Genomic DNA, 22,473 nt, shown 5'->3' on the forward strand with positions numbered 1-22,473 from the left:
ATGTGTAAGTATATGAATGAAAATAAAGACACAAGAGTTGTAGTTGGTATGAGTGGGGGCGTTGACTCCTCTGTAGCTGCTTTACTCTTAAAACAGCAGGGCTATGATGTTGTAGGGATCTTTATGAAGAACTGGGATGATACGGACGAATTTGGGGTGTGTACAGCGACGGAAGATTTTGAGGATGTTGTTCGTGTCTGTAACCAACTGGATATTCCTTATTACGCTGTTAATTTTGAAAAGCAATATTGGGATAAAGTATTTACGTACTTTCTAGATGAATACAAAGCAGGAAGGACACCGAATCCAGATGTCATGTGTAATAAAGAAATTAAATTTAAGGCTTTCTTGGAACATGCGATGTCTTTAGGCGCTGATTATTTAGCTACGGGACACTATGCGCAAGTAAAAGCACATCATGGACGGTATGACATGTTACGTGGCGCGGATGATAATAAGGATCAAACTTATTTTCTCAACCAATTATCAGAAGATGTTTTATCTAAAGTAATGTTTCCACTTGGACATCTCCCCAAATCAGAAGTTCGTAAGATAGCCAAAGAACATGGTCTTGCTACGGCAGAAAAGAAAGATAGCACAGGAATATGCTTTATAGGAGAACGTAACTTCAAAGAGTTCCTGAGCGAATACCTGCCAGCTCAACCTGGTGAAATGCAAACATTAGAAGGTGAGGTCAAAGGTCGCCATGATGGTTTGATGTATTACACGATCGGGCAACGTCAAGGACTGGGAATTGGTGGATCAGGGGAACCGTGGTTTGTTGTTGGCAAGAACTTAAAGGACAATGTGCTCTATGTAGGACAAGGGTATGATAATGATAAGCTATATTCAGATGCACTGATTGCGACCGATGTGAATTGGATCCACTCAGAAAACCTTAATGATACGTTTATTTGCAGTGCGAAATTTCGTTATCGTCAACAAGATAGCAAAGTGAAAGTTACCATTTTAGAAAATAATCGGGTGAAAGTTGATTTCATAGAAAGTCAACGCGCAATCACTCCTGGACAAGCTGTTGTTTTTTATGATGGAGACGTTTGTCTCGGTGGCGGAACAATTGAAGAGGTAAGAAAACAGGACCAAATGTTAGATTATGTTGGATAGTTAGGAGTTTTACCGTGGATAAGATAAAACAAGCTATAGCTTACATGCAAGAAAATAAAATTGAAGAAGCAGCTGCATTGTTCACAGAAGTTATCGAAGAAAACCCGGAAGACCCCGTTGGTTATATTAATTTTGGAAATTTGTTATTTCACATGAATGATTTTACTAGGGCACAGCGTTTTTATGAACGGGCAATGGAGTTAGATAAACATGCAGCAACAGCGTATTATGGACTTGGTAATCTGTATTATGAGCAATCACTCTACCCTAAAGCATTAGAAAACTTTCAGAAAGCAATTGAACTAGGTTTGGAAGAACCAGATGTTTATTTTCTTTTAGGAATGACTTTCCAACATCAAGAACAATATAAATTATCACTTCCTTATTTATTACGAGCTACGGAACTAGATCCGGATAATCAGGATTCGTTATTCCAATATGGTCTTGCACTCGCTCAAAGTGATCATTTGAAAGATGCTGAAAAAATCTTTCATAAGGTTTTGTCACTGGAAACAAATCATAGCGATGCCAATTATAATTTAGGTGTTGTTGCCTTGTTTGAAGATCGTTTAGAACAAGCCCTCACCTATTTTAATGAGGCACTGCGTATACAACCAGAACATATATTAGCTGCGAACGGGAAAGAAAAAACCGAAGCGTTATTAAACGAATCGTAAGTTGAAATAGGTTGGTGTTTCTTGGATGGAAGAGGATAAACAAAGTAAAGGCTATATTAGAGGCGATTTAATTCATACCATTTTTCATAATGAAGCGGAACAGTTTTCGATTGCTAAAATAAACGTGTTGGAAACGAATGAAGCTTATAGTGAAAAAGACATTGTTATTAAGGGGTATTTTTCTAGTTTACAAGAAGGAACAAGTTATTATTTCTTTGGTATCTTTGAAAAACATCCTCGCTTTGGTATGCAATATAAAGTAACATCCTATAAAACATTTATTCCTGATACAAAAGATGGTTTAATTGCATATCTATCTAGTGATTTATTCTATGGTATAGGAACGAAAACCGCTGAAAAAATTGTAAATCAATTAGGTGAGAATGCAATTTCAAAAATCATGGATGATGAAGAAGCACTATCAGAAGTTAATGGGATTAAAAAGGAATCCGCTAAATCCTTGCGTAAGACGTTACAAGAGAACCAGGGATTTGAGCATGTTGCAGTATATTTAGCTAATTACAACATTGGTTTAAAAATGGCACAGAAAATTTATCAATACTATAAAGATGAGGCCATAGCTTTAATTGAGGAAGATCCATATCGATTTGTTTTTGATATTGAGGGATTTGGCTTTCGTACCGCTGATGAAATTGCTGCACAAATGGGAATTTCTACCACTCATGCGAACCGTATTGGTGCAGGTTGTGTTTATACTTTACAACGATCTGTTCAAGATGGACATGTTTATTTGCCAGTAAGTGAATGTGTCTCTCTTGTTGATCAACTATTAGCCTCTCCTGAGTTGACGGAAACTATCATCACTGACCGCTTAGTAGCTTTAAATGGGGATAAATCCCTTATTATTCAGGATGGCAATGTGTATTTGCCGTCTCTCTATTATGCTGAAGATGGGTTTGGTACACATCTGAAACGAGTGTTAACGAAACCCATTGAACAACGAACACCAATGGCCGAATTAATGAAAATAATAGGTGAAATTGAGGAAACAGAGATTCTTTCGTATGGGAAAGAGCAATTTACTGCGATTAATCAATCCATCCATTCGAAGTTGATGATTCTAACGGGAGGGCCTGGAACTGGTAAAACTACCGTTATTAAAGGAATCTTAAATGCGTTTGCAACGATTCACCAATTATCCTTAGATCCAAAAGATTACGATAATATGGACGAGTTTCCATTTATTCTTACTGCACCAACAGGAAGAGCTGCGAAACGATTAACAGAATCTACCAATCTTCCTGCTAAGACGATTCACCGTTTATTAGGATGGGATGGGATTAGTGGGTTTGATAAAAATGAAGATGAGCCATTAACCGGGAAATTTTTAATTGTAGATGAGTTTTCGATGGTAGACATATGGCTTGCAAATCAATTATTCAAAGCAATTCCTGATGATATGCAGGTATTAATTGTAGGGGATGAAGATCAACTTCCATCTGTAGGACCAGGTCAAGTGCTTTCAGATTTATTAAAGACGGAGCGAATTCCATTTGTGCGCTTAACGGAAGTGTATAGACAAAAAGAGGGATCAAAGATTATTCAACTAGCTCATCAAATTAAAAATGAAGAAGTAATCGATTTACAAAACGATCAAGACTTCAGTTTTATCTCATGCAATGAACAACAGATGGTTGATGTGATTATTAAAATTTTTACACGAGCAGTGGACAAAGGATTTGATGTGAGAAAGGTTCAAGTATTAGCACCCATGTATCGTTCGCAAGCAGGAATAACTAAACTTAATCAAGAGCTTCAAGCAATACTAAACCCAAAAACAGACCAAAAAAGAGAAGTGAAAACACAAGATGGACTGTTTCGAAAAGGAGATAAGGTAATTCAGCTGATCAATCAGCCGGAAGATGGCGTCTATAATGGAGATATTGGAGAAGTAGTGGCTATCTTCCGAGAAGAAGAAAACATAGATCAGGTAGAACAGCTTGTGATAGCCTACGATGATAAAGAGGTAGTATATGAACGGAAGGATTATCGAAATATTATGCTTGCGTATTGTATCTCCATTCATAAGTCGCAAGGAAGTGAGTTTCCTATTGTTATATTGCCAGTAGTACGTACTTACCGTCGTATGCTAAGAAAAAATCTCTTATATACTGCTATAACAAGAAGCAAGCAATCATTAGTTATTTGTGGTGAGGAGCAAGCTTTTATACAAGGAGTTGGAATGATAGATACGAACCGACGTTATACATCTTTAAATAAAAACTTGAAGATGAAACTGGATGATCAGGTTATAGATAACGCATATGAAAGTGAAGAGGATAACTTGTCGCCCTATGATTTCATGTGAGATAGGTATAAACATCATTCAATCGGGTTAGCATGGTAATATCAGATATGGATAAAAGGAGCCTTCATAAATGCGATGCCCGAATTGTAATGGAAAGGATATTGGGAAAATAGGTAGCCAGCAGTATTATTGTTGGAACTGTTTTATTGAGATGTCAGTAATCAATAATAAATTAACGATTCATCAAGTTGAAGCCGATGGTTCATTAAGTTCACTTAATGATTTATTCAGTGAGGATGAACGAACCTTTTATGGGAATCCATAAATTGTTCAGCTTGTATAATTAAGGAACTGTGCATATGTTTAAGGGTAATAAAAGCTTGAATTTCCTATATTGGTTATTGATCGGCATATCCCTGTTTTTATTTCTTTATTTAATGATTAAACTGTTTCCGTTCTACCATACAGTTTTTTTGTTTCTATGGCATCTATTTGCTCCTTTTCTTATCGCTTGCTTAATAGCGTATCTATTATACCCAATTGTTAATCAATTACATTATTATAATATACCAAAAGGGATAGCTGTTCTTTTGATTTACATCCTATTCTTTGGTGGGACGGCATATTTAATTTATCGTGTATATCCCATGATTGTGTATCAGGTAAGAGAGCTAAATGATCAATTTCCTCAGTTTATAAAGATGTATGAACAGCTTGTTTACCAAATGTATGAATATACTTCCTTCTTACCTGAAACAGTACATGATAAATTTGATCAGCTCTTTGCCCGAATCGAAAGCAGTCTGGACCAGTTGCTGTCACGGTTAGTTAATGGTTTCACGAAGGTTTTTGATTTGGTTATTCTACTTACTGTAATCCCAGTTTTAGTTTTTTACTTTTTGAAAGACTATAACAAAATGAAAGCCTTTTTTAAAGGGTTTATACCAAAAAAATACCGTTCGACATCAAGCAAAATGGTTCATGCCATTGATGAGACTTTGGGTAATTATATTCGTGGACAATTAATTGTTTGTTTATTTGTTAGTTTGACAACCTTTATAATTTTTAAGTTCTTATTAGGCTTGGATTTTGCATTACTCTTAGCTGTATTAATGGGTATAACCAACTTGATTCCTTATTTTGGGCCAATAATTGGTGCTATTCCAGCAGTAGCAATTGCATTTACCATATCAGGAAAACTAGTGATTTTTGTTATATTATCGGTTTTTGCTATTCAATTAATCGAAAGTAACTTGTTGTCACCATTTATAGTTGGAAAAAGTATAAATATCCATCCTGCAGCTATCATCTTTGCATTGTTATTAGGTGGTCAGTTATTCGGTGTAATCGGAATGGTGATCGCCGTCCCTTTAATGACGATTGTCAAAGTAATTGTTAAACATGTGATAGAATGGCGAAAAGTTAATATGAAGCTGAATACAAGTCACGAAGAGTAATACGTCCCATGAAATCATTTATAGCCATTTACTACAAATATGTCACGAGAAGCCTTCTTTATTGACATTCAACAAGATGTTTTTTATAATTACGCTTACAACACTACAATTTGAATTCGTTGAAAGTTACGAAGTACATGATAGGCTCTTTCAAGAGAGGGGTTTTCATTGGCTGTAAGAAACCCTAAAGGTAGCGTCATGGAAAGCTAAACTGGAGTGCGGTTAATTCCCGTCGGTGTCATACCGTTACAATGACTGAGTGGTGAATACAACTTGTATTCATAATTAGGGTGGTACCGCGAATATATCTCGTCCCTGCATTAGCAGAGAGGGGATTTTTTTATTCCATTTTATTACGTTTCGGGAGGAAGGAAAGATGAAGCAATTAACATCGGCACAAGTTCGACAAATGTTTATTGATTTTTTTAAAGAAAAGGGGCATCGGGTAGAACCAAGTGCTTCTTTGGTTCCGAAGGATGACCCTACACTACTATGGATTAATAGTGGTGTGGCGACATTGAAGAAATACTTTGATGGTCGGGTAATACCAGATAACCCACGTATTGTAAATGCACAAAAATCGATTCGCACAAACGATATTGAGAACGTAGGGTTTACAGCAAGACACCATACATTCTTCGAAATGTTAGGAAACTTTTCTATTGGTGACTATTTCAAAAAAGAAGCGATCGAATGGGGATGGGAATTCCTAACGAGTGATAAATGGATCGGATTTGACGAAGAGTTACTTTCTGTAACCGTACATCCAGAAGATGATGAAGCTTATGATATTTGGCTACATGATATTGGTGTACCAAAAGAGCGAATTATTCGATTAGAAGAGAATTTTTGGGATATTGGTGAAGGTCCAAGTGGACCAAATACGGAGATTTTTTATGATCGCGGAGAACAATATGGGAAAGATCCAAATGACCCTGAATTATATCCGGGCGGGGAAAATGAACGTTATCTAGAAATCTGGAATTTGGTATTTTCCCAGTTCAATCATAATCCTGATGATACGTATACACCTCTACCAAAGAAAAACATTGATACAGGAATGGGATTAGAACGAATGGTTTCCGTTATTCAAGATGTCCCAACAAATTTTGAGACGGACTTATTCATGCCGATCATCAAAAAGACAGAAGAATTAGCATCGGTTGCTTACGGCGATAGTAAAGAAGGAGATACTGCCTTTAAGGTAATAGCGGACCATATTCGTACTGTTAGTTTTGCGATTGGTGATGGAGCAGTACCTTCGAATGAAGGAAGAGGGTATGTATTACGAAGATTACTTCGGAGAGCCGTTCGATTTGCTAAGGAGATCGGTATTGAGAAAGCATTTATGTTTGAATTAGTTGATACAGTAGCTGATATCATGAAAGACTTCTATGATCAAGTAGTTAAGAAAAAAACGTTTATTAAGAATATGGTCAAAGTAGAAGAGGAACGTTTTCATGAAACCTTACATGATGGCTTAGAGATTTTAACAAGCATCATGGAGAGAGAAGAGCAAAAAGGAAGTACGGTATTCCCTGGTGTGGAGGTCTTTCGTTTATATGACACGTATGGATTCCCTAAAGAGTTAACCGAGGAGTATGTCGAAGCTAAAGGGTTCACCATTGATGAACAAGGATTCCAAAAGGAAATGGAAAAGCAAAGAGAACGTGCTAGGAATGCTCGTCAAAAAGTAGACTCCATGCAGGTGCAAGACGGAGCGCTTTCAGAGATCGATGTGGAAAGTGATTTCATTGGTTATGATTACACCCAAACTGAAACAACTGTCGAGGGTTTAATAAAAGATGGTAAAACGGTTCGTGATGTTAGTGTAGATGAAGAGGTTTATGTTTTACTGCGCCGAACTCCGTTTTATGCAGAGAGTGGAGGACAAATAGCTGATAAAGGGGTAATCTATACGGAGACAGCCACTGCACAAGTAGAGGATGTACAAAAATCTCCAAAAGGCCAACATATTCATCGTATTCGAGTTACAAAAGGTTCTTTCTCACTAGGGGAAACAGTGAAAGCGGAAGTGGAATTAGTAACGAGAAGCTTTATTGTGAAAAATCATACAGCTACCCATTTACTTCACCAAGCTTTAAAAGATATACTTGGTACACATGTAAATCAAGCTGGCTCACTTGTTACTCCAGAACGTCTTCGTTTTGATTTTTCTCATTATCAAGCACTATCCAAGGAAGAGCTGGAGCAAATAGAGCAAATTGTAAATGAGAGAATCTGGGATGCCATTACGCTTGATATCACACATGAAAACATTGAAGATGCAAAGAATATGGGAGCTATGGCATTGTTTGGTGAGAAATATGGTGATGTTGTACGGGTAGTTAAAATCGGTGATTATAGTATTGAGTTATGTGGCGGTTGTCATGTAGTAAATACGGCTGAAATCGGTTTGTTTAAGATAGTTTCCGAAAGTGGCATTGGTGCTGGAACGAGAAGAATTGAAGCAGTTACGAGCAAGCAAGCTTATCAGTTCTTATCGTCAAAACTCGGTGTGCTCCACCAGTCTGCCCAATTGCTAAAATCAGCGGAAGAAGCAGTACCTGAAAAAATAGAAAGCCTATTCCAAGACATCAAAGATATGCAAAAGGAAAAAGAGTCTTTACGTGCTAAATTATCCAATGTTGAAGCATCATCTATTCTTAATAACGTAGAAACCATCGAAGGGGTTCCTATATTGGCAGAAAAAGTAGATGTCGGAGATATGAATCAATTACGCAATATGGTGGATGATTTAAAACAAAAACTTGGGTCGGGAATCATTCTATTAGCGATGGAAAGCAACGGAAAAGTTCAATTAGCTGCTGGTGTATCGAAAGATCTAATGGATAATGGATTTCATGCTGGTCAACTCATAAAACAAGCTGCGCAAGCCTGTGGCGGCGGTGGCGGTGGACGTCCTGATATGGCTCAAGCTGGGGGGAAAGATGCAAGCAAAATCATCCAAGCATTGTCTACAGTGAAGGATTATGTAATAGAACAAACCAATCGCTAATTTGTATATCGGCTAGTAAAAAAGATATAATTAATTCTATAATCATGTTAAGATAATAGAAGAAGCTTACATTCTGAAAATGATTTCACTAAGGGTCATTTTCAGAATGATTCTAAGATCGAGGTGTCATGATGAGTTCAATTGATAAAACGATGAAGTTCAATTTTTCGGAGGAACCATTTGACCAGGATGTTAAGGAGATACTGTTCACTGTGCATCAAGCATTAAAAGAAAAAGGATATAACCCGATCAATCAGATTGTCGGTTATTTACTTTCTGGTGATCCAGCATATATCCCACGGTATAATGATGCGCGTAATCTAATTCGGAAAATTGAACGTGATGAAGTAATTGAAGAACTGGTTAAATTTTACTTAGAGCAGCAACCCGAGGATGAACAATGAAATTACTTGGATTAGATGTTGGCTCCAAAACCATTGGTGTCGCTGTTAGCGACGCACTTGGTTGGACAGCACAAGGAATTACCACATTAAAATGGAATGAAGAAGAGATTACTTCTGCAGATAAAGAAATAAAAGCTTTAATAGATGAGCATCAGATAGGGAAAGCTATTATTGGACTTCCCAAGAACATGAATGGTACCATCGGTGAACGAGGAGAAATGTCGATCGCTTATGCAGAACATGTTAAAAATACGCATGGTATTGAGACCGAACTATGGGATGAGCGTTTAACGACGATGGCTGCGGAACGAGTTTTATTAGAAGCTGATATGAGTAGGAAAAAGCGTAAGAAGGTCATTGATAAAATGGCTGCGGTTATGATTTTACAAGGTTACTTAGACCAAGGATAAGGAGTGAAAAGATGGCATTAGAAGAAAAAGAGCGAATTATTATTCCTGATGAAAATGGAGAAGAACATCTATTTGAGGTATTGTTTACCTTTGATGTGGATGAAACAAAACAAAGCTATATTGCTGTTATCCCTGTAGAACAGTCAGAGGATGAAGAAGTAGAAGTTTATGCTTTTCGTTATGAAGAAAAAGATAATGATGAGGATGATTTATCCTTATTTCCAATCGAGTCTGACAAGGAATGGGAAATGGTTGAAGAGATGCTCCATACATTAGCAGACCAGGAGAACGAAGTATAAGTTCCTCTTCATTTATGAAAGCTGATGTCACATTCTGACATCAGCTTTTTATGTTTCAGCATAAAATTAATGGAATATAATAGCGATTTTTAGTATAATATATCGGAATGAGAGGGGGATATTCATGTCCAAAGATAAAAAGAATAGCAATTTCAGGGACAACCTCGAGGCTCGTAGTGAAGAAGCCAAAACCGTTCGTAAAATTGTATCTATTATTATTATCGCTTTATTGTTAATTTTGTTAATAGGTGGTATTTCTGGATATTTATATGTAAAATCTGCGCTTGAGCCAGTGGATCCAGAAAGTAATGAAGAAGTGAAAGTAACGATACCAATTGGTTCATCATCTTCACAGATTGCTTCTATTCTAGAGAAAAACGGAGTTATTAAAGATGCGCTTGTTTTTCGTTTTTACATAAAATTTAATAATGAATCTAATTTTCAGGCTGGTGAATATACATTTACAACTGGGATGAAATTAGACGAAATCATTGACTCACTGAAAAATGGCAAAATTATGGCAGAACCAGTACATTCGATAACGATTCCTGAAGGAAAGACTGTGGAAGAATTAGCAGAAATTTATGCAAAAGAATTAAGCTTTACAAAAGAAGACTTTTTAAACAAGGTAAATAACAGGAACTTTATCGAGCAATTAATGGAAGCATATCCTTCTATTTTATCGGATGACATTTTAAATCCAGAAATTCGGACGCCACTAGAAGGTTACTTATTCGCATCTACTTATGAATTTTATGAAAAAGAACCAAGTGTTGAAACAGTTATTTATGAAATGATGAAAAAGACAGATACAGTGGTATCTAAATACCTTGATGAGATTAGTGAGAATAATTTTTCTGTCCATGAAGCCGTTACCTTTGCTTCGGTAATAGAAAAGGAGGCAAGTACAGCAAAACAACGTAAAAAGATTGCTGGTGTTTTCTATAACCGCATTGAACAAGGTATGAAACTACAGACAGACCCAACCGTATTATATGCATTAGGCAAACATAAAGAACGAGTACTTTATGAAGATTTGGAAATAGAGTCTCCATATAATACATATTATGTAGAAGGTTTACCTATTGGTCCGATTGGTAGCTATGCCGAAAGCTCTTTGGCAGCAGCATTAAACCCTGAAGATTCTGATTACTTATACTTTCTACATGATGGAGATGGAGAGATATATTATGCAGAAAATCTAGAGCAGCATAATAAAAATAAACAAGAGCATATGAATTAACTTGCCATACTGATTCATCCCCCTGTTTCATTTTAAATGAGAAGGGGGATGAATCCGATTTATTCTAAAAAGAGGGTATTTCATGGATGAACAAATAATAAACTATTTATCGAAGATTTTACCAGCAAGAGAAGAAAACATCAGTGATCTAGAAAAAAAAGCAAAAACAGAAAAAATACCTATTATGGAACCAATAAGTATGCATTTTGTACTACAAATGCTACGTCTAAAACAACCCATCAACATCTTGGAAATCGGAACAGCAATTGGATATTCTGCATTAAGGATGCTGGATTCAGTTCCCAACGCTAGTATTATCACAATCGAAAAGGATGAACAGCGTTATCAGGAAGCAATTAAGAATATTCAAAAGCAAGGTAAAGAAGAGCAAATACATGTTATTCATGGGGATGCACTCGAACAATTAAATAATTTGCAAAAAGATCAATTATTTGATGTAATATTTATCGATGCAGCAAAAGGTCAGTATCGACGGTTTTTTGAGCAATCAGCACCTTATTTAAATAAAGCGGGCATGATACTAACTGATAATGTTTTATTTAGGGGGTATGTTGCCCAGCAAGAGCTGGCACCAGCAAGATTTAAGAATATGGTCAAAAAAATCGATAATTATAATGAATGGCTTATGCATCATCCAGATTTTACAACGACTATTGTACCAATTGGAGATGGAGTTGCAATTAGTTTAAAGAAGTGATGCTTAGAAGGGAGTACCTTATCCATGCAGGATAGACCAGTAGTAATTGGCGTGGCTGGTGGAAGCGGCAGCGGTAAAACATCTGTCACACGCTCTATATGCCAGCGATTCTCCGATCAAACCATTCTTGTTATTGAACAAGATTATTATTATAAAGACCAAAGTCATTTGCCCTTCGAGGAGCGGTTAAATACAAATTATGATCATCCACTGGCCTTTGATAATGATTTGTTAATTGAACATATACATGCATTGCTAAAGGGAAAAGAAATTAATAAACCTGTTTATGATTATAAAATCCATACAAGATCAGAAGAAGTCATTCTGGTCCAACCAAAGGATGTGATTATTCTAGAAGGGATTTTAATTCTAGAGGATCCTCGATTAGTGGATTTAATGGATATTAAAGTATATGTTGATACGGATGCAGATCTACGTATTATTCGTCGCCTGATGCGAGATATAAATGAGAGGGGCCGGTCTTTAGACTCTGTAATCGATCAGTATATTAATAATGTAAGACCGTCTCATTTGCAATTTATCGAACCTACGAAACGATATGCAGATATTATTATTCCAGAAGGTGGACAAAACCATGTAGCAATAGACATTATGGCAACAAAGATTGAAAAAATACTTTTCAAAAATCAAACCTAGAATTAAAGAAAAGTGTTGAAAATTTGTAAGAAGTCTGCCATAGTAATGTTTAGTACTTTTTTTCAGGTAATTGAGACATGAAAATCATATCTTGGTTATTTCAATATGTTTATTCACTCAATGTCAATTAATTAAAAGGGGTTAGTAATCCTTAAGAGGTTACTAAAGGAATAAAAAGGAGTGTTTAGAATGGCTACAGAGAAAAGTTATTATATGACTCAAGAAGGAAAGAAAAATTTAGAAGAAGAATTACATTATTTGAAAACAGAAAGAAGACAAGAAGTCGTTGAACGCATAAAGGTAGCACGTGATTTTGGGGATCTTTCTGAGAACTCGGAGTATGATGCGGCTAAAGACGATCAAGCCTTTGTAGAATCAAGAATTGCACAAGTAGAGAAAATGATTCGTAATGCAGTAATCATTGAAAATGATAATGATAATCCAAATATTGTTTCATTGGGTAATACAGTCACCTTCCAAGAGCTTCCTGATGGTGATGAAGAATCCTATACAATCGTAGGTAGTGCAGAAGCAGATCCTTTTGAAGGAAAGATATCCAATGATTCGCCCATGGCTAAAAGTCTGCTTGGACAAGAAGTAGGTGCTCAAGTTACGGTGACAACTCCAGGAGGAGAAATCGAGGTTAAAATTGTAAAGGTTGACTAAAAAACGAGCATAGCCCGTTTTCAGGCTGTCGAGAAACTCGACAGCCATCTTTATTTAAAGAAGTTCAAAATGAACTGTATCGGTTGGCTCTATGATTCATTGCGTGTCGTGTCTCTAGGTCAGAAGAAAGGCATAATGTAATGAGAGAGAAAAAAAGAGATTTTCTACAAACTGGTTTGCCTGCTTTTTTGATAGGAGAATAAAAAACGAGTACGTTACGACAGCCAATTAAACTGGAGATCTTTCAGAGAAAGTGAAGTTCTATCCACGGAAAAACATCCTGTTGTGTCTACACTTTTAGAGTGCCGCTGTTAGGTTATTAGGAAGAAACAACAAATTGTCTAATGTTAAGATACAATTGTAATATCTCTATCATATTCTTCTGCTTCAAAAATATGATATTATAGTAGAGTAGATATGGGAGGGCTAAAAGTATGAGTGATTTAGATAAAGGTTCGAGGCTAAATAAATTTGAAAAACGTAGAAAAAATACGAAGTCTATTTCCATTTTGCTTGTGGTAGTTGCCATTCTAATCATAATATTTCTTGGATTTTTGATATTTGGTGGTGGCGAGGATAATACGTCAGAAGAAACCGACTCATCAAATTCTGAAAATCAATCCGAGCAAGAAGAAAATAATAATGAGGATAATAATAGCAGTGGAGACCAATTTACTAGAGGAGATAGCGAAGAAGATGCTGCAAATAAAGAAGACCAGGACCAGAATAATGATCAACAAGAATCCACAGAAGAGGATACGGAAGCAGAGAATAATGCAGAGGTAGAAAAGGAACAAGTTGAATCATCTAACAGTAATGTGGTTGAAGCTTATACGGGTGATTGGGAGCCAATTGGAACAGAACAGGAAGGACCGCATACTACGAATTATAATGATGGATCTCAAGATCGAATTGAGATAGCTCGAGCAGCAGCAGAAGTGACTGGCCTCGATGAAAGTTCAATGGTTACCCATTGGGTAGGTAATGGAGGAGACCAGAAAGTAGAAGCAACAGTGTCTAACTCTGATAATACAGAGATATACCGAATTTATTTATCATGGGTTGATAATAACGGTTGGAAACCAACAAAAGTAGAAAAATTGAATCAAGTAGAAACAAATTAAGAATGCGTGTGATGGAGGAGAAGCCATGACAATAGGTATCATTGGTGCTATGGATGAAGAGGTTGCTCTAGTATTAGAGACAATGACTGAAAAACAAGAAAAAGAAGTTGCCAACTGTTTATTTATAAGTGGTAAACTTAATGGACAAGCTATCGTTTTATTAAAATCTGGAATAGGTAAGGTTAATGCTGCAATGGCAACAACTATTCTGCATGAGCGATTTACAGTTGACTGCATTATAAATACAGGATCTGCAGGTGGTTTTGCAAAAGAATTAGAAGTAGGAGATGTTGTAATATCTACTCAGGTCGTCCATCATGATGTGGATGCAACAGCATTTGACTATGCATATGGTCAAGTACCAAGTATGCCTGCAATGTATGATGCAGATGCAGGATTGGTAACTAAAACTACAAAAGTAGTTCAGCAAATGGGAATCCGCTCAAAAGAAGGCATCATTGCTACAGGGGACTCATTTATGTCAGATCCTAATCGTGTAGTATTTGTTCGTGAAAAATTTCCTACGATGATAGCCGCTGAGATGGAGGCTGCTGCTGTAGCGCAAGTCTGTTATCAATACAAAACGCCATTTGTAATTATTCGAGCGTTGTCAGATATAGCTGGTAAGGAATCTTCAATATCGTTTGATGCATTTCTAGAAACGGCAGCAACGAACGCGGCAAATCTAATTATTAAATTAGTGAGAGAAATCTAATTATAATTTACCATTAATTACCTCCTGCTTAACCTATTAATCTATGATACGATCAATAAGTAGAAGGAGGGCTATAATGGTGAATGAGCGGCTGAAACAGCTACAAAATAAATTTAAGGACTATCAACGATTTATTGGAGCCTTGCTTATCTTAGCTAGTTACTTATGGTTGGGGGCTATGATCAATACCTTTATTCGACCTTCTAACGATGGACCAGTGTTACTGATTTTAGCATTCCTATCTGTGGTACTAGGAATAGGGCTTGCATTTAAACAAAAACAAATAAAACAAGAAATAGAGGAGGAGCGCTAATCTTTATGATTAGCGCTCCTTTGGTTTAGATCGCACGTTATCTTCCTCGTTCCTTCCGATAATACTCATGGAATACTTTCATTAATGCTCTCTTCTCAATACGTGATACATAACTACGAGAGATGTTTAATTTTTTCGCAATTTCTCGTTGGGTCATCTCTTGTTGGTCATTAAGGCCGTAACGATAAACAATGACTTCTCTTTCTCGATTATCTAAAATAGCGAAATAATCCTCCATCTTTTCTATTTCCATGTTGAGTTGGATAAATTCTATAATATTTTGATTCTCGGCTTCCAAAATATCGATAAGACTAATTTCATTTCCCTCTTTGTCTTGGCCAATAGGGTCGTGCAGGGAAACATCTTTTTTTACTTTTTTTAACGCACGTAAATGCATAAGTATTTCAATCCTAATGTCAATACCTAGCAGGGCGGGGGATCAGTTCCCCGTGCCCACAAATACGACCCCACCATCAATCGGAACTACCTTAACCCCTTCTCTTAACTCATCCGTGTATACAATTTCCTTGATTTCCATTATTTAGCCCCCTTTGTTCGTATAAAAAACAGAACAAGCGTTCCGTTATTACAATTATATTACAAAATGAAGCTAATTAACAGACAATTATCGACAAAAGAGGAACATATTGGTTGGAAATGATTTCCTTTCTAATCTTTTTTACTTCTCTTGTCCAAGAATTTTAGTATACTTTTTATGTCTTCTGGCGTTAATTCGTCTTCTTCCATCTCTTCCCCGAAAGCTATCCACTTAACTTTTCCTTCAAGTTCTTTAGGTGTCTCCACTTCTTTACCAAACAAAGACTGTAGTGAAATTCCATATAAATCGCATAGCTTTTGTAGAGTAGAAAGACTAGGGATTCTTCCGTTTTCTATTCTTGAAACGTAAGAATTGCTTACTCCAATTCTACGCCCGGCTTCTCTAGTTGACATTCCAGTTTTCTCTTTTCTAATCTTCTTCAATTTTTCTCCAATTTCTTTGTCTAATTCCACAGCTTTACACCACCTCTCTCGGCTTATTATACATCTTATGAAAAATATAATCCAAAATAAATTTCAAAAAAATAATTTTATGTATTGACATATATGTAGCGTAATGATAAATTATAGTTAGCAATAATGATTGCACAAAGTTAGCAGTCGGGAGGTGAGGTTGATTGAACGGCAAGAAAGTGAAAAATTTACGAACAAGAAGAAATCACACTCAAAAATCTTTGGCAGCATCTATAGGGGTAAGCAGAGCCTATATAGATGCAATAGAAAATAATCGAAAAAAACCTTCTATTGGATTACTTGAAAAGTTAGCCGATGAATTAAATTGTTCAGTTAAATATTTTTTTTAATCTCATTGCTTACAAATATTAATCATTGAAAAGGAGGGTTGGAAATGAATGTAAAAAGAACTTTCGGCGGAAATTTGGAAAGGCAGCAAATCAAAGCACTTGGGATATTGATTAAAGCGGCAAAGGGAGAGGATATGAATGCCAAAAACTAAAACAGATTGGTTCTATATCGTAGCATTTACAATCACATTAGCATTCCTGTATCACGCAATAATAACAAGTTAGGAGGGTTCAGATGAAGAAGGGAAGTCTAATCGGATCGTTAGTTATCACATTGATTATATTTTTAATCACATTATAAGGAGAGGATACGATGAACCAATTAACAAAGATGTTCGATGGGCAACAGTTAAGAATCATTGAAATGGATAACGAAGCTTGGTTTGTGGCGAATGATGTTTGCAAGATTTTAGATATCAAAAATACAACACAGGCTGTCGCTAAATTAGATAATGATGAACGGTCTATATTCAACATAGGTCGTCAAGGAAAAACCAATGTAGTCAATGAATATGGACTCTACAATTTAGTATTAGGTAGCCGTAAACCAGAAGCTAAACAATTCAAACGCTGGATAACACATGAAGTAATCCCATCAATCAGAAAACATGGCGCATACATGACACCAGAGAAAATAGAAGAAACATTATTAAATCCAGATACAATCATTAAGCTAGCTACTAACTTAAAAGAAGAACAACAAAAACGAGCGCAAGCAGAGCAAACCATCGAACTACAAAAACCAAAAGTACAGTTTGCAAAAGCAGTAGAAACATCTGATACATCGGTACTAGTCGGAGAACTAGCTAAGATTCTAAAACAGAACGACATTAACATCGGTCAGAACAGGTTATTCAAATGGCTTAGAAATAATGGATATCTAATTAAGAAAAAAGGTGAAAGCTACAACTTACCAACACAAGCAAGCATGGACAGAGGATTATTTGAAATTAAGAAACGAGTTATATCGAATCCAGATGGCTCAGTAAGAACAACCAGAACAGCGAAGGTTACTGGAAAAGGTCAGATTTACTTTGTGAATAAATTCTTATCAGAGGAGCGTGCGAAGAATGGAAAAGTTAACAGAATTGTTGTCTGAATTAAAAGGTGTAGCAAGAGAAGAAGGGATTATTAACATTCGATATTCCCAGCATGATAAGCAAATGGAAGTACTTCTTAATAATGAAGATTTCCTTGACTCATCCAACAACAGATCATTAAAACAACGAGAAATGGATCGTGATGATCATGAAATCAGCTACCAACGCAACGGGATTAAATTCTACACTATTGCAGATGAATTCACATACAAAGATCACTTCGAACCACTATTCGAATTAAGTGATGAAGTATTCGTTACAACGGATATGCCGGGCGATGCAATGAAAGAAGCAGGTCACACAATACAGGATTTTATGTAAGGGTAATTAAATGAACGGTCTAAGAATTAAAACTGTTGATGGAGAAGATGCGCTTTTCAAAGGAAAGGATGCAGAAAAAATCTATAACTCAATAAACAATGCAGGTGCTAAAGGTGCAGCTTGGGCAGGTCCGATAAAACTTGAAAACGGTTGGTCAGTAACATTTGTATTAAGCAATATTATTTCAATGTCCACAAAGTAGGAGGGAAACAATGGCTTTAAAATCATTTAAAGATTTATTCAATCTTGATTTAACTAAAGAAGTTGCTAAACGTCCAGTTAAGAAAAATTCAAACTTACAATTAGATTATCTGGAATGGGCGAATTGTATTAAGTTACTTCATGAACATGGAGCGGAAACAGTGCGCTACGGTATGAACAAAAACGAGAACAATTATCCTTGCTTTTATGATCATAACGGCGAAGCACCTTTCGTGAGTGTATGGGTAGAAATTGACGGTCAGAGATATGAAGAAGATTATCCAGTAGTTAACGGTATATACGTTGTTAACAGTCCGAATCAATTGGAAATCAACAGAGCAAAACAAAGGGGATTTGTTAAAGCAGTAGCAATCAACACAGGTTTAGGACTTAGCTTATGGATTAAGGAAGAACAATTAATAAATGATGACAAAGAAATACAAAAGGAAATGAATCAAGATGAAAGCAGGACGTTAAATGATCAGATAACTAGATTATTTGCACAGGCGCTTACAAAAGTAGGAAACAAAGAAACCTTATACGGGATTCTACAAAGCAGCAAAGAAGAAGTTTCAAAGCTTTATAGTTCTAAAGATCATGCAGCTAAGAAAATCCTTATAAGTAAGTTGGATGTGATTCTAAATGATAACGTCAACTAATGACAGACATAATTTTATAGGCGGTTCAGAAGCTAATATGATTTACATGAACTATGAATCAAAAACATTTGTTGATTGGTGGTCAAAAAAGCTAGTTGGTGTGACTGACGAAACCTTTACCAACATTAATATGGCAGTTGGAACACTTCTTGAATCAGATGTGATCGACTTATACGAATCAATTCATGGCGTGAAAGGGATTCGTGATAAGCAGAAAGTAAAAGGGATCGCCAGAGCAAACACCGATTATATTATAAACGATAAAGTTTCAGATGTAAAAGTGACAGCAAAGGCGTTTGAATGGTTCATAAAAGAAAAAGTACCTATCAATTATAAACGGCAACTCATTCATTACCTGTATATTTTTGAATTGAGTAAGGCTTCTATAATTGCATATCAAGTTAATGAAGATTTATTCGTAGATCCATTTCAAGATTTATCCGAGGACATGATTTATGAAATCGAAGTAAATATAACTCCAAAAGAGATACAAACACATAGAGAAAAACTGGATTACTTGGAATACTGCAAGGAAATAAACATTTTCCCGCAGCAGGTTACAAAATGACCTGGCACGAACTAATCAAACTAGCCCGTGATCTAGGCTATACCAAAGAAGAAGTAAGAAAAATACTAAGGGGTGCTTAGTCGCCCCTGCTAGGAGGTAGCATTTATGGTGATCGCATATTGCGGTAACTGCGGAAAGGAAACGGAACACGGAGACGGATTGCGTTGTACAAAATGCGGAAAATGAAACACTTATCATAAAAACTAATTAAACTAGGAGGATATAAATGGTTGAAGAAAAGTACACACCAAGCGAATATTTCACAATGGTAAAAGATCGTAAGGAGAAAGCGGACGATAAAATGATTGCACGAATTTATGACAACAGTTTAGAACTTCTAAATAAATATCAACAAACGGGTCAACACAAAGGTGCTAGAAAATTGATTTTTCACTTGGAGACGTTAGAAAAAGAAAAGCAAGTTATAGATATGGGGATAGATACATTCATTTACGAGGATGAAATCACAAACTATATACGAAATGTTGCAGACGATGTGGTGAAAATTATCGAACTACGAAACTACGAAAGAGAAGTACCCGATGATATCGCATTAGCAGTTGAACAAGTAAAAGATATCTTTGACGAGTTCTACGTAGTTTTTACAGATTACACAGGTGAGGTAGAACGTCAAGTAGAGAAAGAGCGCATTGATAAAGATCCGATTTTGTTCGGAGTGTTCCAAAAAGAAGAATTAGGCGTTGTGATTGACCGATTTTATTATATTGGTGATTGGGAAGATGAGTATTGCACATTAACGCTAGATAAAATGGTTAATCAAATCAAGTCAAAAGAAAAACGTAATGTGGAAATGAAAATCAAAACACCAGAAGATATACAGGAATTAAAAAGCCAATTAAACAGTCTATCTGCATCTGGAGAAAATTTTAGGATGAACAACGATAAAAAGAAAAGCTTTTTTCGCAAAGTGCGTTCATTTTTAGGGAAGCCGATAAAATGAATTTACCGCAAAATATTGATTTAACCGAGACTAGACGTTTTCAGAAAAGAGAAATCGACGTTCAACCAAACGACAGAAGAATACCAAGTATAGATTATATCAATGTTTTATTAAAAAGAGACAGGGGGTTTCCTTGGAGAAAAGTTGAAAAAATACCGCATGACCCTTACTCAACGATAATACCAACAGGTTATGCAGAGGACATAAAACAAAAAGAGTTTTATCATAAAGCGGATATTGGTGAATCATGCTATTGCTGCGGATTAGATTTAACTAAGTTTCCTTGGAAGAAATCATTCACATTGTGCTATTGGTGCAATCGAAAAATGGAATTATCGCAATCGAACACTTATTATCTACGTCACTTATAAACAGGAGGATTCAAATGGACAAGGTTAAAAAAACCATACTAGAAATCGAGAATGTAAGAGTAATAGAACATGACGACATGAACCTAGCAGTAGAACGCTACGAAACATATTACAATCCAAAAACCAAGAAAGAGAAATCTGGATGGCGTTTTAAAGGTTACACAGCTTCCATTCTCGGGGCGATACAGTTAATCCATAATAAGGAACTACTTATTGATCAAGAAGCTGTCACCGATTTATCAAGCCATTTAAACGAAGTGAAACGCACGACTAAAACATTAGCAGAGATTAAGGAGGCTTTATAGGGATGGAAATTGATCAAATTTATGTCCATGATATATGGTTGGGTGTTGGTGGTAATACACCTTGGGGAATAAAAGGAAAAATTAAAGAAATTGAATTAAATGAACCTGACCCGCGTAGCTTCCATGGTGCTGATTCAGCCTTTATATTTATTAAGTTTGATACTGGTTACATCATAAAAATGAAAACAAACAATTACATGATTGGGTATCAAGGAGATTCTAAGGAGGTCTAGGGATGGATGAACGGCTAGAAAGAACAAAAGGGTTGCTGCAATTAGCAGGCGTATACCGTAAAAAGGGAAATGAAAGATTAGTAGGTCAGACGATACAGCTAATTTATGAAGAATTGCTTATTGATTACCTTATTCAACAAACAGAACGTGTGCAGGAGTTGGAGAAAGATAATAAAAGATTAAAAGATTTAAATAGTAACAATTTACCTGTTATGAGGTCAATGCATGAGAAAACAGAACGCTACAAACAGACTTTGGAGTTTTATGCGGATGAAAGCAACCACGAATATGAAGTCACTTATGACATGGCAGACGTTATCGAATCAGAGGTAATGAAGGATTACGGCAATAAAGCACGTGAAGCATTGAAAGGAGTAGAGGGATGAAAAGAGAAGATTTACCATTTCTAATTGGCATGGAAGCACATTTGAAAAATGAAGGAATAGAAAACGATCTAATAATGAGAGGTGGAAACAAAATGAAAGTAGTTGAGTTGGAAATTACAAAGTCTTACAAAGCACAAGTTGTAGTAGATTCAGATGAAAATGTAATTGCACAAGCAGAGAAAAAGGCGGACAACATGAATCATAATCATTGGTCATATCAAGATACAGAATTTGATGCAATTAGCGTTACAGATATTTCGGATACTTTCACAAGAGAACATATAACTCTTTTAGAATGCGGTTATCCATATGAAAAGGTTAAAAAATACTCAAAAGAAGATGCTGAAGGGGAACTTGAAGCAATTAATGTTTACTAAATAAACAATCCTCCCTTAATGGGAGGTAAAGGAGGAAATGGGATGAGAAATTACAAATTCAGAGCATGGAGACCAAGTGTCGGAAGGATGAATTATGGTATAGCACCTATCAACAGTAGTAGATACGTAGTATTTGAGTCTAAAAACAAGAACCTGCACGACATTCACGGAAATACAGGAGTCATCATGCAGTACACAGGCTTAAAAGACAAGAACGGTAAGGAGATATATGAGGGTGAAATTTTAAAAAGAACAGTAACTGTTGTTGTTTTCGGAAGCGGTCATCCCCCTAAAGATGTTATTGAATACTTGAAAGTTGAATACAGAGAAAATTATGCAGGTTTTTACGTCGGAGAAGAACCATTACATCATTTTGTTGGTGCTAGATATGATGTGGCTACTGGTTGTGATTGTACTGATGTTGAAGTCATCGGAAACATATATGAACACCCACACCTACTAGAAGAAGGCGTAACGTCATGACAAAAGAACAATTACGCCAAATCGAAAAAGCCATAGGTCAACCAGTAACCA

30 protein-coding genes, 1 pseudogene and 1 other annotated feature are annotated in these 22,473 nt (G+C 36.1%); of the genes and pseudogenes, 29 read left to right on the plus strand and 2 right to left on the minus strand.

Annotated elements, in window-relative coordinates:
- Positions 1–12 precede the first annotated feature (12 nt).
- The 16 genes from mnmA (at position 13) to BN990_RS08580 (ending at position 15,096) form a co-directional block, all read left to right on the plus strand.
- A complete protein-coding gene (mnmA, locus tag BN990_RS08505) occupies positions 13–1,125 on the plus strand; it encodes a tRNA 2-thiouridine(34) synthase MnmA (RefSeq protein ID WP_038243470.1) in 1,113 nt (370 codons plus the stop codon).
- Between the two features lie 14 nt (positions 1,126–1,139).
- A complete protein-coding gene (locus tag BN990_RS08510) occupies positions 1,140–1,802 on the plus strand; it encodes a tetratricopeptide repeat protein (RefSeq protein ID WP_021291020.1) in 663 nt (220 codons plus the stop codon).
- A 25-nt stretch (positions 1,803–1,827) separates the two neighbouring features.
- Entirely contained in the window at positions 1,828–4,131 is a 2,304-nt protein-coding gene (gene recD2 / locus BN990_RS08515) for an SF1B family DNA helicase RecD2 (RefSeq protein WP_038243472.1), read from the plus strand.
- A gap of 70 nt (positions 4,132–4,201) precedes the next feature.
- Complete coding sequence (locus BN990_RS08520) at positions 4,202–4,396, plus strand: hypothetical protein (protein WP_021291022.1); 195 nt, start codon at positions 4,202–4,204, stop codon at positions 4,394–4,396.
- Positions 4,397–4,430: 34 nt separating this feature from the next.
- Positions 4,431–5,528, plus strand: a complete 1,098-nt coding sequence (locus BN990_RS08525) for an AI-2E family transporter (RefSeq protein ID WP_021291023.1) — start codon at positions 4,431–4,433, stop codon at positions 5,526–5,528.
- A gap of 110 nt (positions 5,529–5,638) precedes the next feature.
- Positions 5,639–5,848: a binding site (T-box leader), on the plus strand.
- A 56-nt stretch (positions 5,849–5,904) separates the two neighbouring features.
- Positions 5,905–8,547 carry an alanine--tRNA ligase gene (gene alaS / locus BN990_RS08530; RefSeq protein WP_038243485.1) on the plus strand — a complete coding sequence of 881 codons (2,643 nt, stop codon included), beginning with the start codon at positions 5,905–5,907 and terminating at the stop codon, positions 8,545–8,547.
- 131 nt (positions 8,548–8,678) lie between these two features.
- Positions 8,679–8,951, plus strand: coding sequence for an IreB family regulatory phosphoprotein (locus tag BN990_RS08535; RefSeq protein WP_021291025.1), 273 nt, complete (start codon positions 8,679–8,681; stop codon positions 8,949–8,951).
- Positions 8,948–9,361: a Holliday junction resolvase RuvX gene (gene ruvX, locus BN990_RS08540; protein WP_021291026.1), complete on the plus strand. Its 414-nt coding sequence runs from the start codon at positions 8,948–8,950 to the stop codon at positions 9,359–9,361. The genes BN990_RS08535 and ruvX overlap by 4 nt, the downstream gene beginning before the upstream one ends.
- Before the next feature lie 11 nt (positions 9,362–9,372).
- Positions 9,373–9,660, plus strand: a complete 288-nt coding sequence (locus BN990_RS08545) for a DUF1292 domain-containing protein (protein WP_021291027.1) — start codon at positions 9,373–9,375, stop codon at positions 9,658–9,660.
- A 124-nt stretch (positions 9,661–9,784) separates the two neighbouring features.
- Positions 9,785–10,903 (plus strand): endolytic transglycosylase MltG, encoded by a 1,119-nt coding sequence (mltG, locus tag BN990_RS08550; protein WP_021291028.1) that lies wholly within the window; start codon positions 9,785–9,787, stop codon positions 10,901–10,903.
- An 82-nt stretch (positions 10,904–10,985) separates the two neighbouring features.
- On the plus strand, positions 10,986–11,621 hold the full coding sequence (locus BN990_RS08555; RefSeq protein ID WP_038243488.1) for an O-methyltransferase: 636 nt from the start codon (positions 10,986–10,988) through the stop codon (positions 11,619–11,621).
- 24 nt (positions 11,622–11,645) lie between these two features.
- Complete coding sequence (gene udk / locus BN990_RS08560) at positions 11,646–12,278, plus strand: uridine kinase (protein ID WP_021291030.1); 633 nt, start codon at positions 11,646–11,648, stop codon at positions 12,276–12,278.
- 189 nt (positions 12,279–12,467) lie between these two features.
- The gene (gene greA, locus BN990_RS08565) at positions 12,468–12,944 is read left to right on the plus strand and encodes a transcription elongation factor GreA (RefSeq protein WP_038243491.1); all 477 of its coding nucleotides are present in this window, start codon (positions 12,468–12,470) and stop codon (positions 12,942–12,944) included.
- Between the two features lie 434 nt (positions 12,945–13,378).
- Positions 13,379–14,068, plus strand: coding sequence for a YrrS family protein (locus BN990_RS08570; RefSeq protein ID WP_038243494.1), 690 nt, complete (start codon positions 13,379–13,381; stop codon positions 14,066–14,068).
- A 25-nt stretch (positions 14,069–14,093) separates the two neighbouring features.
- A complete protein-coding gene (gene mtnN / locus BN990_RS08575; protein ID WP_021291033.1) occupies positions 14,094–14,783 on the plus strand; it encodes a 5'-methylthioadenosine/S-adenosylhomocysteine nucleosidase in 690 nt (229 codons plus the stop codon).
- A 76-nt stretch (positions 14,784–14,859) separates the two neighbouring features.
- A complete protein-coding gene (locus BN990_RS08580) occupies positions 14,860–15,096 on the plus strand; it encodes a YrhC family protein (protein ID WP_021291034.1) in 237 nt (78 codons plus the stop codon).
- Positions 15,097–15,133: 37 nt separating this feature from the next.
- Here the strand turns inward: BN990_RS08580 and BN990_RS08585 are convergent.
- Together BN990_RS08585 and BN990_RS08590 are read right to left on the minus strand one after the other, a co-directional pair.
- A pseudogene (locus tag BN990_RS08585) lies at positions 15,134–15,511 on the minus strand (sigma-70 family RNA polymerase sigma factor); the annotation flags it as partial.
- A 254-nt stretch (positions 15,512–15,765) separates the two neighbouring features.
- A complete protein-coding gene (locus BN990_RS08590) occupies positions 15,766–16,107 on the minus strand; it encodes a helix-turn-helix domain-containing protein (RefSeq protein ID WP_038243497.1) in 342 nt (113 codons plus the stop codon).
- A 164-nt stretch (positions 16,108–16,271) separates the two neighbouring features.
- Between BN990_RS08590 and BN990_RS08595 the strand changes: the two genes are divergently transcribed.
- From BN990_RS08595 to BN990_RS21865, 13 genes are all read left to right on the plus strand, one after another.
- Positions 16,272–16,457 (plus strand): helix-turn-helix domain-containing protein, encoded by a 186-nt coding sequence (locus BN990_RS08595; protein ID WP_038243499.1) that lies wholly within the window; start codon positions 16,272–16,274, stop codon positions 16,455–16,457.
- Between the two features lie 313 nt (positions 16,458–16,770).
- Positions 16,771–17,556 carry a phage antirepressor gene (locus BN990_RS08600; RefSeq protein WP_038243500.1) on the plus strand — a complete coding sequence of 262 codons (786 nt, stop codon included), beginning with the start codon at positions 16,771–16,773 and terminating at the stop codon, positions 17,554–17,556.
- Entirely contained in the window at positions 17,528–17,878 is a 351-nt protein-coding gene (locus tag BN990_RS08605; protein ID WP_038243503.1) for a hypothetical protein, read from the plus strand. The genes BN990_RS08600 and BN990_RS08605 overlap by 29 nt, the downstream gene beginning before the upstream one ends.
- 10 nt (positions 17,879–17,888) lie before the next feature.
- Complete coding sequence (locus BN990_RS08610) at positions 17,889–18,080, plus strand: hypothetical protein (protein WP_038243506.1); 192 nt, start codon at positions 17,889–17,891, stop codon at positions 18,078–18,080.
- A gap of 10 nt (positions 18,081–18,090) precedes the next feature.
- The gene (locus BN990_RS21515; protein ID WP_051739051.1) at positions 18,091–18,738 is read left to right on the plus strand and encodes a Sak single strand annealing protein; all 648 of its coding nucleotides are present in this window, start codon (positions 18,091–18,093) and stop codon (positions 18,736–18,738) included.
- On the plus strand, positions 18,722–19,306 hold the full coding sequence (locus tag BN990_RS08620) for a YqaJ viral recombinase family protein (RefSeq protein ID WP_038243508.1): 585 nt from the start codon (positions 18,722–18,724) through the stop codon (positions 19,304–19,306). The genes BN990_RS21515 and BN990_RS08620 overlap by 17 nt, the downstream gene beginning before the upstream one ends.
- Before the next feature lie 226 nt (positions 19,307–19,532).
- The gene (locus BN990_RS08625; protein ID WP_038243509.1) at positions 19,533–20,267 is read left to right on the plus strand and encodes a hypothetical protein; all 735 of its coding nucleotides are present in this window, start codon (positions 19,533–19,535) and stop codon (positions 20,265–20,267) included.
- Positions 20,264–20,638, plus strand: coding sequence for a hypothetical protein (locus tag BN990_RS08630; RefSeq protein ID WP_038243511.1), 375 nt, complete (start codon positions 20,264–20,266; stop codon positions 20,636–20,638). The genes BN990_RS08625 and BN990_RS08630 overlap by 4 nt, the downstream gene beginning before the upstream one ends.
- Positions 20,639–20,652: 14 nt before the next feature.
- Complete coding sequence (locus BN990_RS08635; RefSeq protein ID WP_038243512.1) at positions 20,653–20,943, plus strand: hypothetical protein; 291 nt, start codon at positions 20,653–20,655, stop codon at positions 20,941–20,943.
- Between the two features lie 2 nt (positions 20,944–20,945).
- Positions 20,946–21,176: a hypothetical protein gene (locus BN990_RS08640; RefSeq protein ID WP_038243513.1), complete on the plus strand. Its 231-nt coding sequence runs from the start codon at positions 20,946–20,948 to the stop codon at positions 21,174–21,176.
- A 2-nt stretch (positions 21,177–21,178) separates the two neighbouring features.
- Entirely contained in the window at positions 21,179–21,562 is a 384-nt protein-coding gene (locus tag BN990_RS08645) for a hypothetical protein (RefSeq protein ID WP_038243516.1), read from the plus strand.
- On the plus strand, positions 21,559–21,939 hold the full coding sequence (locus BN990_RS08650) for a hypothetical protein (RefSeq protein ID WP_038243520.1): 381 nt from the start codon (positions 21,559–21,561) through the stop codon (positions 21,937–21,939). The genes BN990_RS08645 and BN990_RS08650 overlap by 4 nt, the downstream gene beginning before the upstream one ends.
- 42 nt (positions 21,940–21,981) lie before the next feature.
- The gene (locus BN990_RS21865) at positions 21,982–22,422 is read left to right on the plus strand and encodes a YopX family protein (RefSeq protein WP_081856125.1); all 441 of its coding nucleotides are present in this window, start codon (positions 21,982–21,984) and stop codon (positions 22,420–22,422) included.
- Positions 22,423–22,473 lie beyond the last annotated feature (51 nt).

The organism is Virgibacillus salexigens, assembly GCF_000723585.1.
Classification (GTDB): Bacteria; Bacillota; Bacilli; order Bacillales; family Amphibacillaceae; genus Virgibacillus; species Virgibacillus salexigens.

Excerpts from the sequence above, each read along its gene's own strand:
- BN990_RS08645 (WP_038243516.1), top strand. The coding sequence starts at position 21,179 with ATGGATGAACGGCTAGAAAGAACAAAAGGGTTGCTGCAATTAGCAGGC.
- BN990_RS08650 (WP_038243520.1), top strand. The coding sequence starts at position 21,559 with ATGAAAAGAGAAGATTTACCATTTCTAATTGGCATGGAAGCACATTTG.
- greA (WP_038243491.1), top strand. The coding sequence starts at position 12,468 with ATGGCTACAGAGAAAAGTTATTATATGACTCAAGAAGGAAAGAAAAAT.
- BN990_RS08535 (WP_021291025.1), top strand. The coding sequence starts at position 8,679 with ATGAGTTCAATTGATAAAACGATGAAGTTCAATTTTTCGGAGGAACCA.
- BN990_RS08635 (WP_038243512.1), top strand. The coding sequence starts at position 20,653 with ATGGACAAGGTTAAAAAAACCATACTAGAAATCGAGAATGTAAGAGTA.
- ruvX (WP_021291026.1), top strand. The coding sequence starts at position 8,948 with ATGAAATTACTTGGATTAGATGTTGGCTCCAAAACCATTGGTGTCGCT.
- BN990_RS08570 (WP_038243494.1), top strand. The coding sequence starts at position 13,379 with ATGAGTGATTTAGATAAAGGTTCGAGGCTAAATAAATTTGAAAAACGT.
- mltG (WP_021291028.1), top strand. The coding sequence starts at position 9,785 with ATGTCCAAAGATAAAAAGAATAGCAATTTCAGGGACAACCTCGAGGCT.
- BN990_RS08625 (WP_038243509.1), top strand. The coding sequence starts at position 19,533 with ATGGTTGAAGAAAAGTACACACCAAGCGAATATTTCACAATGGTAAAA.
- BN990_RS08520 (WP_021291022.1), top strand. The coding sequence starts at position 4,202 with ATGCGATGCCCGAATTGTAATGGAAAGGATATTGGGAAAATAGGTAGC.
- BN990_RS08600 (WP_038243500.1), top strand. The coding sequence starts at position 16,771 with ATGAACCAATTAACAAAGATGTTCGATGGGCAACAGTTAAGAATCATT.
- BN990_RS08620 (WP_038243508.1), top strand. The coding sequence starts at position 18,722 with ATGATAACGTCAACTAATGACAGACATAATTTTATAGGCGGTTCAGAA.
- alaS (WP_038243485.1), top strand. The coding sequence starts at position 5,905 with ATGAAGCAATTAACATCGGCACAAGTTCGACAAATGTTTATTGATTTT.
- recD2 (WP_038243472.1), top strand. The coding sequence starts at position 1,828 with ATGGAAGAGGATAAACAAAGTAAAGGCTATATTAGAGGCGATTTAATT.
- BN990_RS08580 (WP_021291034.1), top strand. The coding sequence starts at position 14,860 with ATGGTGAATGAGCGGCTGAAACAGCTACAAAATAAATTTAAGGACTAT.
- BN990_RS08630 (WP_038243511.1), top strand. The coding sequence starts at position 20,264 with ATGAATTTACCGCAAAATATTGATTTAACCGAGACTAGACGTTTTCAG.
- BN990_RS08525 (WP_021291023.1), top strand. The coding sequence starts at position 4,431 with ATGTTTAAGGGTAATAAAAGCTTGAATTTCCTATATTGGTTATTGATC.
- BN990_RS08555 (WP_038243488.1), top strand. The coding sequence starts at position 10,986 with ATGGATGAACAAATAATAAACTATTTATCGAAGATTTTACCAGCAAGA.
- BN990_RS21515 (WP_051739051.1), top strand. The coding sequence starts at position 18,091 with ATGGCTTTAAAATCATTTAAAGATTTATTCAATCTTGATTTAACTAAA.
- BN990_RS08605 (WP_038243503.1), top strand. The coding sequence starts at position 17,528 with ATGGAAAAGTTAACAGAATTGTTGTCTGAATTAAAAGGTGTAGCAAGA.
- udk (WP_021291030.1), top strand. The coding sequence starts at position 11,646 with ATGCAGGATAGACCAGTAGTAATTGGCGTGGCTGGTGGAAGCGGCAGC.
- mnmA (WP_038243470.1), top strand. The coding sequence starts at position 13 with ATGAATGAAAATAAAGACACAAGAGTTGTAGTTGGTATGAGTGGGGGC.
- BN990_RS08610 (WP_038243506.1), top strand. The coding sequence starts at position 17,889 with ATGAACGGTCTAAGAATTAAAACTGTTGATGGAGAAGATGCGCTTTTC.
- BN990_RS21865 (WP_081856125.1), top strand. The coding sequence starts at position 21,982 with ATGAGAAATTACAAATTCAGAGCATGGAGACCAAGTGTCGGAAGGATG.
- mtnN (WP_021291033.1), top strand. The coding sequence starts at position 14,094 with ATGACAATAGGTATCATTGGTGCTATGGATGAAGAGGTTGCTCTAGTA.
- BN990_RS08640 (WP_038243513.1), top strand. The coding sequence starts at position 20,946 with ATGGAAATTGATCAAATTTATGTCCATGATATATGGTTGGGTGTTGGT.
- BN990_RS08545 (WP_021291027.1), top strand. The coding sequence starts at position 9,373 with ATGGCATTAGAAGAAAAAGAGCGAATTATTATTCCTGATGAAAATGGA.